We start from the raw sequence: 13,482 nt of genomic DNA, 5'->3' as shown, positions 1-13,482 counted from the left end.
ACCTTATAACCTTTGCTCAAGACAAAACTCAATTTTCGACGAGTCGCTTGCCTTGGTATTTCTTGTCGAAATACTCCAGCCAGCGCCCACACGAATTACTTGGTCAATTTGTTAAAGAGCGTTTGAGCCGTTGCTCAATCAAGGTGGCGCATTCTACATCGTCTCGCCGCCTTGTCAACCGTTTAATTAAAGAATCTTCAAACTCGTTTTCTTTAATACTTTCAAACAGTTGCCCTTCTCAATCTACCCCGTCTCAGCGGTGTGTCCCTCGAAGGAGATGCGCATTCTACAGACACACGCAGATCTGTCAACGGCCATTTTGAAATAAATTCAAAATAGCCGGAAATCGATCAAGCAGTGATCAAAACACGGGCGATTTTCTTCTTTCCCGCCTGAATCACGCAAGTGTCACCCTCCACAAAAGCACGGTCGCCCTCAAATTTCTGACCATCAACAAACACAGCACCACGCCCGAGGACATCTCGCGCAGCCGCACCATTCTTTACAAGACCCGCCATTCGCAACACAGACGGCATAAGAATCTCCGCCTGCCCCTCCAGTGATACTTCGACTACAGGAACATTTTCAGGGATATCCCCTAGCGCAACCCGGTTACCTGCAGACTTGTGCGCTGTACTCGCAGCCTCTTCACTGTGAAAGCGCGTAATAATCTCTTCCGCCAGCAACTTCTTGTAGTCCTGAGGATTCGCCCCGCCTTCTACAGCTTTCTGGAACTCAGTTACTTCCTTCAGGGGACGGAAGCTCAAAAGCTCAAAGTAGCGCCAGAGCAATTCATCTGGCACAGACAGCAGCTTGGTGTACATTTCGCCCGGGGCATCGTTTACACCTATATAGTTGCCCAATGACTTGGACATCTTCTGAACGCCATCCAGCCCCTCCAATATCGGCATGGTCAAAACAGCTTGCGGCGCCTGACCATAGTGCTTCTGCAAGATCCGCCCCATCAGAAGGTTGAACTTCTGGTCCGTGCCACCACACTCAACATCCGCTTCGAGCGCCACAGAGTCATAACCCTGTATTAGCGGATACAGAAACTCGTGTATGGCAATAGGCTGCTCAGAGCGGTAACGCTTGGTGAAGTCATCACGTTCCAGCATGCGGGCGACGGTATACTGACCCGCCAACTGGATCATGTCCGCTGCAGCCATCTTGCTCATCCATTCAGAGTTGAAGACCACCCGGGTTCTTTTTGGATCCAGAATCTTGAACACCTGCTCTTTATAGGTAATCGCGTTTTGGGCAACCTGCTCGTCGGTTAGAGGGGGCCGGGTAGCGCTTTTACCAGAAGGATCACCGATCTTCCCGGTGAAGTCTCCTATCAGAAAGATGACCTCGTGTCCGAGTTCCTGAAACTGGCGCAGCTTATTGATCAGCACGGTATGCCCGAGATGGAGATCGGGGGCAGTAGGGTCGAAACCTGCCTTGATGCGCAAAGGGCGACCTTCTTTTAATTTCGCTATCAGATCGCCTTCTGGTATCAGCTCGTCTACGCCTCGCTTGATAATCGCAAGGGCTTCATCAATAGATGCCATGAATCATTAATCCCCAATCGGTTTTACAATAAATTATCAGTTACAGACTTCAACAAAAGAACTCTGTGAGTTACCTGGCACCCTGTTAAAGTGCAAGTGCTCAGTTTTTAAACAATGCCAGGCATTTCGGGCGGCAGCATTATATCAATGACACCCTGAGAAATCCGGCTTAGGGCGCAACAACCGTAATGTTCTACGCTGTTCCACGCGCTTTTTATACGGTAATCTGTTGGTCTATACTTGAACAACAGCTTTAACTAGGTGGCACAAGCTGCCGGAATACGGATTGAAACGGATGCGACACTTGCTGAAAATGTTTCCGAAAACTCATATTACCATTGCCGCTGCTGCAACCGTTGTAGTATCTGCCGCAATTTTGATGAGCCCCAGCGCCGACGTTGAGGCCAAGCGAATGTCTTACACCCTCGATTTAGAACAGGGCAAGGCTTCTGCAATCATCTCCCAAAAGCCGCAACAGAAAAACTCTACTCCGGCCGAGCCCGTTGTTGCAGACCAGGCTGCCGCTATCTCTCCGGAGACCTCAGTCCCAGCAGCCCCTGAGCTTGCGCCTCGCCTGTCTTGGCAAACGTTCGATATCAAATCAGGCGACACATTGTCCTCCCTTTTCAAGAAAGCGGGATTCAATGACGGCACTATGCTCTCCGTAATTCATGGCGAAGGCGAGGCAGACAAGTTACAGCGTCTTTATGCTGGCGAGACGATCCGATTCGCCATTGGTAGCGAAGGCGAGCTTGCGGCAGTAGAACTCCAGCGCAGCCGTCTGGAAACATTGAAGATTAACATACAAGAAGGAATTTATACCGGGCAAACAGAAGTGCGCGAGCCAGAGCCCAAACCGGCATACGCCTCAGGCACTATTGACGGGTCACTCTACCTCGCCGCACGCGAGGCAGGACTTAACGACCGCCTGACTATGGAGCTTTCGGGAATTTTTGGCTGGGACATCGACTTTGTTTATGACGTTCGCAAGGGCGACCAGTTTGAAGTGGTCTATGAAGAACTCTATCTCGATGGCGAGAAGTTCAGCACCGGCCGCATTCTGTCTGCTCGCTTCGTAAACCGTGGCGAAGAAAACATTGCCCTCCTTTATACGGACAGCAACGGCGATAGCGACTACTACACACCTGACGGCAAAAGCATGCGCAAAGCTTTCTTGCGCACGCCTATCGACGCGCGAATTTCCTCGTCATTTAACCTTCAGCGCCGCCACCCTGTGCTGGATGTAGTGCGCCCTCATGAAGGAACAGATTACGCCGCACCTCCAGGCTCCCCCATTAAAGCTGCGGGCAACGGAAGAGTTCAATTTTCTGGCTGGAAAGGCGGCTATGGCCGTACAATTGTTTTAAAGCACGGTGACAACATCACCACGCTGTATGCGCACATGAGCCGTATCGCCAAAGGCATGAAAAGCGGTGCCCGTGTCAAGCAGGGCCAAACCATAGGCTACGTTGGTTCATCTGGCATGGTAACCGGGCCACACCTGCACTATGAGTTCCGTGTGAATGGCTCACCCCGCAACTCAAGAACCGTAAAGCTGCCTGATGCACAGCCAATTCCAGCCACTGAAATGGCACGATTCAAAAAGCACACGGAACAGCAAGTTGCCCAGTTTGAAGCCTTCCGGACAAACTACCAGCATCTGGCTCTGGCCTCGGACAACTGAGTTATTATGGACACCTGGATCGGGCTCATGTCCGGCACCAGCATGGATGGTATAGACGCCGTGCTGGTGTCCTTTCAGGGCAAATCTGTCCACACTCACGCCACGCACTCCTCCCCTTATCCTGAAGACCTTCGCAAGCGCCTGGTGTTGGCCAGCCAGAATCAAGCCACACCAGACGAAGTGGGTGAACTTGATACGCTGGTCGGCACACTTTTCGCAAACACCGCGGAAGCTCTGATCTGCAAGTCCGGGGTAGAGAGATCGTCAATTCGTGCAATTGGAAGCCATGGACAAACCCTGAGGCACCAACCTTCCGGGCCTGGTCGCTTCTCACTCCAGATCGGCAACCCGTCAATCATTGCAGAGAAAACCTGCGTTACGACGGTAGGAGATTTTCGCAGCCGTGACATGGCCGCGGGTGGGCAAGGCGCGCCTCTGGTTCCAGCCTTTCATCAGGATTTTTTCGGTTCGGATACAGAAGACAGATGCATCCTCAATCTCGGCGGCATAGCAAATATAACATGGATTCCATCTGAACGAGGCAGCCCAGTGACGGGCTTCGACACCGGGCCCGCAAATGCCCTGATGGACGCGTGGTGCCAAGATCAAACCGGTCGCCCTTACGATGAAAACGGCCAGTGGGCGGAGGAAGGGATTGTCGATCAAGCCTTGCTCAGTGACATGCTTACAGATGCCTACTTTGAGCGACCAGCCCCCAAGAGCACCGGAAAAGAAAAGTTCAATCTCCGGTGGGTTAAAACTCTGGTAAGGCGGCATAACAATGTTCGGCCGGAAGACGTTCAGCGCACACTGCTGCAACTCTCAGTTATAACAGCGACCCGGCAAATGCCTCAGTCACCAGCAATGGTTGTGTATGCGTGCGGAGGGGGAACTCGTAACAGGCTGCTCATGAAGGAACTTACTCAAAGTCTTAGCCCTATCCGCGTACTCAGCACAGCGGAACTCGGCCTTGATCCGCAGTGGGTAGAGCCCACCGCTTTTGCATGGTTGGCCCAGCAGGCAATGGAGCGCAAACCTGGCAACCTGCCGGAAGTCACCGGAGCTAAAGGCCCGCGAATTCTCGGGGCTGTTTACCCGGCATAATGCAAACGCTCCCTGCCGGGTGCCCGCACTTGCGGGATATCAAATCGTAAAAGAACTACCACAGCCACACGTAGAGCTGGCGTTAGGGTTCTGCACAACAAACTGAGAGCCCTGCAAACCTTCCTGGTAATCTATGGTAGCACCCACAAGGTATTGATAACTCATAGGGTCCACAAGCAGAACGGCTCCATCCCGTTCAATGACGGTATCTTCCTCATCCTGAGTTTCATCGAATGAGAACCCGTACTGAAAACCCGAACACCCACCGCCGGTCACAAACACGCGCAGCCTGAGATCAGAGTTACCCTCTTCATCAACCAGTTCTCGTACCTTATTGACCGCACTATCGCTGAAAAACAGCGGTGCTGCCATCTGCTGCTGAACTACACTCAAGTTTGCCTCCGGATTACCTGATACAACTGCATGGATTATGGTATTCCTGAGTAAAACAATCAACTATTCGGACTTACCACCATCTTCGTCGAAAGACTCATCAGTACTTTCGACAGCATGACCTGGTTCCGCTTCCGGCCGCGCCTTGTCCTGAGTCAGCAACCCGGACGGCTCGCGCTGGTGAACCAGATTGCCATTTACCGATGACCCCATCGCCATCTGAATGAGGTTATAGTAGACACTGCCGTGAATAGCGGCCTTCTCGGCAAGTTCGAGATGCGCAGACGCATATACATCACCGTGAACTGTTCCGTTGATGACTACGTGCGGGGCGGATATGTCACCGGTTACTTCACCTACTTCTGAAACTCTCAGAACCGCATCACTGCCCTCTTCAGCCAACACCTTGCCCCGGATGTGGCCATCGACATGCAAGCCGCCGGAAAAGTGCACATCTCCTTCTATGGTTGTGCGCGAAGAAATCAGTGTGTCAAAGTTACCAGTGGCCCGACGGGGCTTTGCCTTTTTCTTACCAAACATTTCTAATTCTCCGTTAAATCGCCCCAACCAAATGTTCGCTCGGCCTGTGAGGATTTGCGTCCTTCGGCCTGCGCAACCACCTGCACTTCAAGTGGCTCAAAACCGTCAGGCAATGTCAGCTTGCCTTCTACATCCTGGAAGTACCGAAAGCGGAATTTCACGCCAAGATCTTTTATTTCCTGGGACAGGTCTCGCAGTGCGATAACTTCTTTTTCCTGATCGCGCATCCCAATTATATTGACGGCCACAACACCTGAAATATAGCTCTTGTTGTTACCAACCTGCGTCAACACGAGTTTGAAATTATAAACGCCTGCCTGCCTATCGTTGGTCAGTGAAAACCGATCAACCTGCAACCCCTTGCTGGTTTCAGAGGGCGCCATGATATTTTTATAGAATGTGAGATCCGATTTAAGCGAACCTACCCGGGTTTCCAATTCCACAATGATGTTCCGGGCCTGATTCAGCGCTTGCTCATCAATGAGTTTACCACGCTCGAGATTAACCAAACGCTGACGGGCATCGCGATAGTTGGCTTCCAGAGCTGCCAGCTTGTCTTCCAATCGCTCGTTGGATGCTTCGACCCCAGTGGACCGAAAACCTCCCTGAGCCAGCCCGGCAGCATACCCGCCAGCGCCAGCAATCACTGTGCACACAATCAGGATCAGCGCCCGCTTCAGCCGGTATCCCGGCCGATGGCGGATAACAACATACTCCTCAGTGGGTTTCCGTTGTTCGCTCACTGGCGTTCCTCACGGCAGTAGCGCAGGCGCTTCAAGGCCCAGCGTTTCTTTAACTCCAAACATGATGTTCATGTTCTGGACAGCTTGGCCAGCCGCACCTTTCACCAGGTTATCTATGACCGAAGAGATGATCACGATGTTGCTCTGTTCCTGCCGGTGCAGTGCCATGCGGCACAAGTTAGCCCCCCGTACACTTCGAGTTTCCGGGTGACTACCGAACGGCATCACATCAACAAACGGCTCGTCACGATAACGCTCTTCGAACAGCGCCTGTAAACGATCGAAATCAGCCGGATTTTTCAGCTCTGCATAGAGCGTTGCTTCTATGCCGCGAATCATCGGAACGAGATGAGGCACAAATGTTACACCGGTTTCAATGCCCGCTGCAGCGGACAAGCCCTGTCGAATTTCCGGCAAGTGACGGTGGCCTGATGCGCCATAGGCTTTGAAACTTTCACTGACTTCACCGTGCAACATGGCTATTTTGCCCTGTCGGCCACCGCCACTGGCACCGGATTTGGCGTCTGCAATCAACCGTGACGGGTCAACTAACCCCTTCTCTAGCAGTGGGAGAAAGCCCAGCTGAACCGCTGTCGGGTAGCACCCGGGGTTGGCAACCAGTTGCGCCTTGGCGATCTCAGCACGCGCGACTTCTGGCAACCCGTAAACAGCCTTTTCAACCCACTCTGGCGATTCATGAGGCAGGCCATACCACTGGGACCAAACCTTCAGATCCTTGAGTCGGAAGTCTGCCGACAGGTCGACAACCCGCACGCCGGCAGCCATCAACTCCGGGATCATCTCCATGGCAACGCCGTGTGGTGTTGCAAAAAACACCAGATCGCATGCCGCGAGTACACTGGGGTCCGGTTCTGAATAAGCCAGATCAAAGTGCCCACGGAGATTTGGGTACATATCGGATACCGGCACTCCGGCCTCAGATCTTGAGGTTATGCAGCTTACCGTTACTTCCGGATGAACAGCGAGAATTCTGAGGAGCTCGACGCCGGTATAGCCGGTGCCGCCCACGATACCTACTTTAATCAACTTGCTCTCCAGCGACGTTGGATAAGGATTTAGAGGAGTCTTTGCCTGTAGCTTAACGCCTTAGTCTATCATGATAAACCAACGACTCATTGCAGCCTGCAGAGTGACAGTTACAATGATGTCAGAAACCCTCTGGAAGGCCACTCTCTTGTACCGGAATACCGGCATCCATGAATAAAGCCTGGCATCGGATTAGCGAAAGAATATCCTCTGTTTTCACACGCAGTATGTCCGGTGTGGATTCATTGCCACAACTGGCTATTCTCGGCCTGCTATCCGGGCTGGTTACCGGCGCCGTGATTCTGGTCTTCCGCCTGGCCATCGAATGGCCGCTGGAGTATTTCCTGCCGGGAGAAGGCTCTGAAGCCTTTGAGAGCCTGGATATAATCACCCGCGCCGTACTGCCACTTGCAGGTGCGTTCGGTATTGGCCTGTTTTTACACCGCCTAGCCACTCATGACCGGAAAGTTGGTGTCGTCCATGTGATGGAGCGCCTGAATTACCACCAGGGCTACATCACCGCACGAAGCGCCATTATTCAATTCGTTGTAGGCGTGAGCACTGTGATCACCGGGCAATCCGCTGGTCGGGAGGGGCCTGCCGTTCATTTGGGCGCTGCATTCTCAAGCCTCATGGGGCAGTGGATGCGCTTACCCAACAACAGCATACGCACCCTGGTGGCGTGCGGTTGTGCTGCCGCCATATCCGCATCGTTCAACACACCGATTGCCGGGGTGATCTTCGCCATGGAAGTGGTGATGATGGAGTACACCATAGCCGGATTTACGCCCATTATTCTTGCGGCGGTCAGCGCAGCGGTGGTCACCCAACTAGTGTATGGTTCAGAACCGGCATTTAACGTGCCTGCGCTGACCATGAACTCATTTCTGGAGATACCCTGGATTCTGGTCATCGCCATTATTATCGGTGTTTCGGCAGCTCTGTTCATTCATCTGGTCGACGCCATGGGGCGGTTCAACCAGCGCCCTATCTTATTGCGAGTGATCATCGCCGGCATGCTGATGGCCGTTGCTGCTGTAGTGGTCCCCCAAACCATGGGGATCGGATATGACACCGTAAACGAAACTATGAACGGCGAACTTGGCTTCTGGCTGCTTCTTACCGTAGGCGCTGCGAAACTGGTTATCACCGCGTTAACCGTCGGGCTGGGCATGCCCAGCAGCATCATTGGCCCTACGCTTATTATGGGTGCAGCGCTTGGCGGGGCCCTGGGGCTCATCGGTGGAGACATACTTCCTGGCCACGCTTCATCGGTTGGCTTTTATGCGATGCTCGGAATGGGCGCAATGATGGGTGCAGTTTTACAGGCACCCCTTGCCGCACTTATGGCACTGATGGAGTTAACCCGAAACCCCAATATCATTCTCCCCGGCATGCTGGTTATTACCACAGCCACGCTTATCACAAGTGAAGCATTCGGAAAAAAATCCCTCTTCCTGACCGTGCTTAAAAGCCAAGGCCTGAGCTATCAAAGCTCACCAGTGATCCAGGCTTTGCGCCGGGTATCTGTGGCGGCAACCATGGACAAGAGCATACTGCGCATAAACCGGCACCTTACTGCGGAGGAGGCCCGAAAGGCTCTGCAAGCGGAACCCAAATGGCTGATCGTTGATGGCAAGAACGGTCCCACAGCTTTGCTGCCTGCAGTTGACCTTGCCCGCTATCTTGAAGATTCAGCTGAGGCGGCATCAAACGAGACGGACGAGCCTGTCGAATCCATCGACTTGATGGACATTCCCGCACATCGGCGCGATATTGCGCCGGTGCAATACCAGGCCACGCTCGAAGAGGCAATGCACGAGTTCGAGAACACCAGCGCCGAGGCGCTGTATGTGCAACGCCATGTAGCACCAATGATTCAAAGGGTTTACGGCGTTGTGCTTAAATCTGACATCGAAAGTTATTACCAATATCGACGGAGCTGATCAATGCTGTGGGTTAAAGCCTTTCATATTATATCTCTGGTGTGCTGGTTTGCCGGCCTCTTCTATCTGCCAAGGCTGTTTGTCTACCATGCTGCCTGTGAGGATGAACCGGGGCGGGAGCGCTTCAAAATCATGGAGCGCAAACTTTATCGGGGGATAACCACACCCTCGATGATTGCCACCGTGATCTTTGGCATCTGGTTGCTTACTTATAATGTGTCGGGTTACTTCAGCCAGGGCTGGCTGCATGTGAAGCTGCTGCTCGTGGCATTGTTGATTATCTACCACTTTTATTGCGGGCATCTGGTCAAGGTGTTCCGCGACGACCTCAACACTCGCGGCCATGTATTCTATCGCTGGTTCAATGAGTTGCCGGTGCTTATCTTACTAGCAGTTGTCATTCTCGCTGTCGTTAAGCCGTTCTAGGGAGTTTTAGCAATCAAATACTACACTCGCCCCCAAGTACTTGTTCTTTCCGGCCTGGACCCTTCCGGCGGCGCCGGCATCCAGGCGGACATTCAGGCCATTACATCACTCGGGTGCCACCCGTTACCTGTGCTCACTTGTCTGACTGTTCAGGATACCCGGAATGTATACGGTGCCGAAGCCGTCAATCCGGAACTGATACGTGAGCAACTCAGGTGCATCGCCGAAGATGCCCCAATACACGCGGTAAAAACCGGGGCCCTGGGCAACTCTGCAGTTGTGGATGTTTTGGTTGAATTTCTTGAGAAGCATCCGGATATCCCGGTGATAACCGACCCGGTGATCAAGGCCGCAGGAGGTGGCGATCTGGCGGATGACGAACTGCTTGCCACGATGAAAGAACGACTATTCCCGCTCGCCGAAATGATCACCCCCAACGGCATAGAACTGGCTTTGCTGGGAGAGTGCGACGACCCCGCTGAGGCTGCGCGCAAACTACTCAGTAAAGGGTGCGCTTCGGTGCTCGCAACCGGTGGGCATGGCACGGGTGTTCACATCACCAATACGCTTTACAACCACGCTCCCAAGCCCATGTCTTGGGATGTCGAGCGTATAGGCGGGGAATATCATGGCACCGGCTGCACACTGGCAGCCGCGATTGCTGCCGGGCGGGCGTTAGGGCTTTCACCTCGGGCCGCAATTTCCCAGGCCCAAAACTACGTGCACCGCACTATTTTGCATGCCCTTGAGGTGGGAAGAGGCCAGCCGGTTCCGGATCGAGGCATTCTGTGGGAACGATGAAACCGCGTGTCCCTGTCGGGCTTTACGCAATTACCGACAGCCAATTGACTCCCTCAGCAACGCTGCTTACCTCCGTGGAAGCCGCCATTGTCGGTGGCGCTGTGATGGTGCAGTATCGGGAAAAGTCTGCACCCATGCCAGAACGCCTGGCACAAGCAAGAAGCCTGCAATCCGTATGCGCCACTACAGACATCCCTCTGCTGATTAACGATGATATCGAGCTGGCAAAGCGCATAGGCGCTGCTGGTGTTCACCTTGGCCAAATGGATGGTTCGGCAGCAGAAGCTCGTCATCTGCTTGGAGATGGCGCAATTATTGGCATTACATGCCATGCCGACCTTGAACTGGCTGAAGCAGCTGCGGCAGGCGGCGCTGATTACCTGGCATTTGGTCGGTTTTTCAATTCATCAACCAAACCGGATGCCCCGCCCGCCCCAACCGAAATACTAGCCGAAGCAAGGCGTTTTAAGCGGCCAGTTACGGCCATTGGCGGCATCACTACAGGAAACGGCGAACTCCTTATACGGGCGGGCGCCGATCTGCTGGCGGTTGTTGGCGGACTTTTCGGGGGCAGCCCCGAAGCCACAATGCAGAAAGCACAAGTATTCCAGAGGCTGTTTGCCAGCCACCACCCACTATTCTTCACTCCCAAATAACAGGAGCTCCCACAAATGACACATTCCGAAACCCTGTTCGAGCAGGCACAAAAATACATTCCGGGCGGCGTTAACTCCCCGGTTCGCGCATTCCGTGGTGTGGGCGGCACCCCGATCTTTTTCAAGCACGCTGAGGGCGCCTACCTTTATGATGAGGACGGTAAGCGCTATATCGATTACATCGGATCCTGGGGCCCAATGATCCTTGGCCACTCAGACAAGCGCATCAAAGATGCCCTACACGCACAGGTAGACCTTGGGGTTGGCTATGGCGCGCCCACGTCTATCGAAACCGATATGGCTCGCAAAGTGTGCGAACTGGTGCCCTCAATTGATCTGGTGCGCATGGTGAACTCCGGCACTGAGGCCACTATGAGCGCCATTCGACTGGCTCGCGGATTTACCGGTCGCGACAAAATCGTCAAGTTTGAAGGCTGCTACCACGGGCATGCTGATTCGTTGTTGGTTAAGGCTGGTTCCGGCGCTTTGACTTTGGGCGTCCCCAACTCACCCGGCGTTCCTGCTTGCCTGGCTGAACTCACGCTCACTCTCGACTTCAACGATATTGAGGGTGTTCGCAAGATCTTTAAAGAAATGGGCGATGAGATTGCAGCCATTATCGTAGAGCCGGTTGCAGGCAACATGAACTGCATCCCCCCGGTTCCAGGTTTTCTGGAAGGCCTCCGGGAAGTGTGTGACGAGTACGGCAGCGTACTGATTTTTGATGAAGTGATGTCCGGGTTCCGCGTATCACTCGGCGGTGCTCAGGGTCTGTATGGGGTAACCCCGGACCTGACGGCGCTCGGCAAGGTGATCGGCGGTGGTTTGCCTGTTGGCGCCTTTGGTGGAAAGCGTGAAATCATGGAACACATTGCGCCTCTTGGCCCGGTGTACCAGGCCGGCACGCTGAGCGGCAACCCACTGGCCATGTCAGCAGGCCTGGCGACTCTGAATGCCATATCTGAGCCTGGCTTCCACGATCGCCTGACCGAAAAAACTGTTGCGCTGCGTGAGGGCCTGAAGGCTGCGGCAGATGCAGCCGGCATTCCTATGGCCGTTCAGGGCGCGGGCGCTATGTTTGGCTTTTTCTTCACTGAAGAAGCCAGCATTACCAGCTTCGATCAGGTAATGGCCTGCGACGTGGAACGCTTCATGAAATTCTTCCAGGGCATGCTTAAAGAAGGTATTTACCTCGCGCCTTCTGCCTTTGAGGCTGGTTTCACCAGCGCCGCTCTGTCGGATCAGGACATCGCCGATACGATTGCCGCAGCCAGCAAGGTTTTCGCAACTCTTTAATTGCCCAAGCTTGTCGGATCAGATCAGGCAACACGCTTTCGAACCGACACTCGGCAGGACATCAAAGCGATGTCCTGCCGAGACAATCTGTGAACCTCGTCACGCTATACCTCCCTCCCTGTGTGTTTTGCCCTTTTAGCCGTTGACTATAAAATCGAGCTGATCAAATTATAGCCACGTATCTATAGCGATGCTCTGACGGCAAACATCTAACAAAAACATGGAAGTCAGCAAGCAGAGGTTCTGTGCCACGCGTTATGGCACAGACACGAAGTATCTGGAACAACCCGTTAGGTTGAGCCGCAGTTTGAATAACAAACACAACCTCAAACTGTAGGAAAAACCATGAAACTCTGGATCAAAACACTCGCTCTGGTTGTGACCATAGCTTGGTCAGCCCCCTCCGCCGCCTGGTGGTGGAACTCTAAACCCGCAAATTACGCCGGCACCCAATACCCCATAGTATTGGTGCACGGTATGTTCGGCTTCGACTCTATTATTGGCGTGGACTATTGGTACGGCGTTGCTGAAGATCTTCGCAAAAATGGAGCGGATGTATATACATCTCAGGTTCCAGCTCTGGAAAGTACTATTGCCAGGGGTGAGGTACTGCTGTCACAGGTAGAATCCATTGCTGCCGTGCACGGCAAAGTAAACCTCGTAGGCCATAGCCATGGCGGACCTACGGCCCGTTACGTTGCCCGGGTACGCCCTGATCTGGTGGCTTCGGTCACATCTGTAGGCTCGCCGCACAAAGGCTCTGCCGTTGCTGATGTAATCATCGGGTCACCAGCAAGCAGCCTGGCAAACACTTTGGGCAACGCACTTGGCGGTCTTATAGACCTGATCTCCGGCGGCGGATACGATCAAAACATGGGAGCAAGCCTGCAATCTCTGACAAGCCAGGGCAGTGCAGAGTTCAATAATTTTGCACCGGCAGGCATTCCAACAAGCTCTTGCGGTGAAGGCGCGCATTCTGCAAACGGCGTTCACTTCTATTCCTGGGGTGGCACAGGTGTTCTCACCAACCTTCTGGACCCTTCTGACGCCCTACTCGGCGTTACCAGCCTGGCAATGGGGTCATCTCAGCATGATGGTCTGGTTGAGCGCTGCAGCAACCATTTTGGCAAGGTCATCCGGGACAACTACTTCATGAACCACCTGGATGAAGTAAACCAGGCGCTAGGACTGCACAGCTTATTCGAGACCGACCCGAAAGCCGTCTTCAAACAACACGCAAATCGACTGAAAAACGCAGGTCTTTAAGCGAGGCCCGACCCTGCCGGGAAAGCG

The 13,482-nt window shown here is 53.6% G+C and carries 13 protein-coding genes; 8 read left to right on the top strand and 5 right to left on the bottom strand.

The genetic code is table 11. The features are described from left to right. Positions 1–350 precede the first annotated feature (350 nt). Complete coding sequence (tyrS, locus tag FE848_RS12945; protein ID WP_200203636.1) at positions 351–1,553, bottom strand: tyrosine--tRNA ligase; 1,203 nt, start codon at positions 1,551–1,553, stop codon at positions 351–353. A 304-nt stretch (positions 1,554–1,857) separates the two neighbouring features. Here tyrS and FE848_RS12940 point away from each other — a divergent pair, with 304 nt between their 5' ends. Continuing rightward, on the top strand, positions 1,858–3,237 hold the full coding sequence (locus FE848_RS12940; RefSeq protein WP_200203634.1) for a peptidoglycan DD-metalloendopeptidase family protein: 1,380 nt from the start codon (positions 1,858–1,860) through the stop codon (positions 3,235–3,237). Positions 3,238–3,243: 6 nt separating this feature from the next. Then, entirely contained in the window at positions 3,244–4,341 is a 1,098-nt protein-coding gene (locus tag FE848_RS12935; protein ID WP_200203632.1) for an anhydro-N-acetylmuramic acid kinase, read from the top strand. A 39-nt stretch (positions 4,342–4,380) separates the two neighbouring features. On the opposite strand, the gene erpA is transcribed toward FE848_RS12935, so the two are convergent. From erpA to argC, 4 genes are all read right to left on the bottom strand, one after another. Then, the gene (erpA, locus tag FE848_RS12930; protein WP_200203675.1) at positions 4,381–4,713 is read right to left on the bottom strand and encodes an iron-sulfur cluster insertion protein ErpA; all 333 of its coding nucleotides are present in this window, start codon (positions 4,711–4,713) and stop codon (positions 4,381–4,383) included. Positions 4,714–4,797: 84 nt separating this feature from the next. Beyond that, positions 4,798–5,274 carry a bactofilin family protein gene (locus FE848_RS12925; RefSeq protein ID WP_200203630.1) on the bottom strand — a complete coding sequence of 159 codons (477 nt, stop codon included), beginning with the start codon at positions 5,272–5,274 and terminating at the stop codon, positions 4,798–4,800. A 2-nt stretch (positions 5,275–5,276) separates the two neighbouring features. Then, positions 5,277–6,017 carry a DUF6776 family protein gene (locus FE848_RS12920; protein WP_200203628.1) on the bottom strand — a complete coding sequence of 247 codons (741 nt, stop codon included), beginning with the start codon at positions 6,015–6,017 and terminating at the stop codon, positions 5,277–5,279. Positions 6,018–6,026: 9 nt separating this feature from the next. Further along, on the bottom strand, positions 6,027–7,064 hold the full coding sequence (gene argC / locus FE848_RS12915) for an N-acetyl-gamma-glutamyl-phosphate reductase (protein WP_200203626.1): 1,038 nt from the start codon (positions 7,062–7,064) through the stop codon (positions 6,027–6,029). Between the two features lie 170 nt (positions 7,065–7,234). Here argC and FE848_RS12910 point away from each other — a divergent pair, with 170 nt between their 5' ends. The 6 genes from FE848_RS12910 (at position 7,235) to FE848_RS12885 (ending at position 13,455) form a co-directional block, all read left to right on the top strand. Next, positions 7,235–9,010: a chloride channel protein gene (locus tag FE848_RS12910; RefSeq protein ID WP_200203624.1), complete on the top strand. Its 1,776-nt coding sequence runs from the start codon at positions 7,235–7,237 to the stop codon at positions 9,008–9,010. A gap of 3 nt (positions 9,011–9,013) precedes the next feature. Next, on the top strand, positions 9,014–9,436 hold the full coding sequence (gene hemJ / locus FE848_RS12905; protein ID WP_200203622.1) for a protoporphyrinogen oxidase HemJ: 423 nt from the start codon (positions 9,014–9,016) through the stop codon (positions 9,434–9,436). Positions 9,437–9,448: 12 nt separating this feature from the next. Continuing rightward, on the top strand, positions 9,449–10,237 hold the full coding sequence (gene thiD, locus FE848_RS12900) for a bifunctional hydroxymethylpyrimidine kinase/phosphomethylpyrimidine kinase (protein WP_413785012.1): 789 nt from the start codon (positions 9,449–9,451) through the stop codon (positions 10,235–10,237). Beyond that, complete coding sequence (gene thiE, locus FE848_RS12895) at positions 10,234–10,893, top strand: thiamine phosphate synthase (protein ID WP_227715330.1); 660 nt, start codon at positions 10,234–10,236, stop codon at positions 10,891–10,893. Before thiD ends, thiE begins: the two co-directional genes overlap by 4 nt. A gap of 15 nt (positions 10,894–10,908) precedes the next feature. Beyond that, positions 10,909–12,189, top strand: coding sequence for a glutamate-1-semialdehyde 2,1-aminomutase (hemL, locus tag FE848_RS12890; RefSeq protein ID WP_200203612.1), 1,281 nt, complete (start codon positions 10,909–10,911; stop codon positions 12,187–12,189). A 345-nt stretch (positions 12,190–12,534) separates the two neighbouring features. Beyond that, a complete protein-coding gene (locus FE848_RS12885) occupies positions 12,535–13,455 on the top strand; it encodes an esterase/lipase family protein (protein ID WP_200203610.1) in 921 nt (306 codons plus the stop codon). Positions 13,456–13,482: the final 27 nt, after the last annotated feature.

Origin of the sequence: Marinobacter sp. 1-3A, from assembly GCF_016597775.1 — a bacterium.
Classification (GTDB): domain Bacteria; phylum Pseudomonadota; class Gammaproteobacteria; order Pseudomonadales; family Oleiphilaceae; genus Marinobacter; species Marinobacter xiaoshiensis.
The sequence above is the reverse complement of the archived record's forward strand: the minus strand, read 5'-3'. Positions and strand labels throughout refer to the sequence as shown.

What these genes read in the sequence shown, in the direction of transcription:
- tyrS (WP_200203636.1), bottom strand. Translation starts at nt 1,553, where the DNA reads ATGGCATCTATTGATGAAGCCCTTGCGATTATCAAGCGAGGCGTAGAC.
- FE848_RS12935 (WP_200203632.1), top strand. Translation starts at nt 3,244, where the DNA reads ATGGACACCTGGATCGGGCTCATGTCCGGCACCAGCATGGATGGTATA.
- erpA (WP_200203675.1), bottom strand. Translation starts at nt 4,713, where the DNA reads ATGGCAGCACCGCTGTTTTTCAGCGATAGTGCGGTCAATAAGGTACGA.
- FE848_RS12925 (WP_200203630.1), bottom strand. Translation starts at nt 5,274, where the DNA reads ATGTTTGGTAAGAAAAAGGCAAAGCCCCGTCGGGCCACTGGTAACTTT.
- FE848_RS12910 (WP_200203624.1), top strand. Translation starts at nt 7,235, where the DNA reads ATGAATAAAGCCTGGCATCGGATTAGCGAAAGAATATCCTCTGTTTTC.
- hemJ (WP_200203622.1), top strand. Translation starts at nt 9,014, where the DNA reads ATGCTGTGGGTTAAAGCCTTTCATATTATATCTCTGGTGTGCTGGTTT.
- thiE (WP_227715330.1), top strand. Translation starts at nt 10,234, where the DNA reads ATGAAACCGCGTGTCCCTGTCGGGCTTTACGCAATTACCGACAGCCAA.
- hemL (WP_200203612.1), top strand. Translation starts at nt 10,909, where the DNA reads ATGACACATTCCGAAACCCTGTTCGAGCAGGCACAAAAATACATTCCG.
- FE848_RS12885 (WP_200203610.1), top strand. Translation starts at nt 12,535, where the DNA reads ATGAAACTCTGGATCAAAACACTCGCTCTGGTTGTGACCATAGCTTGG.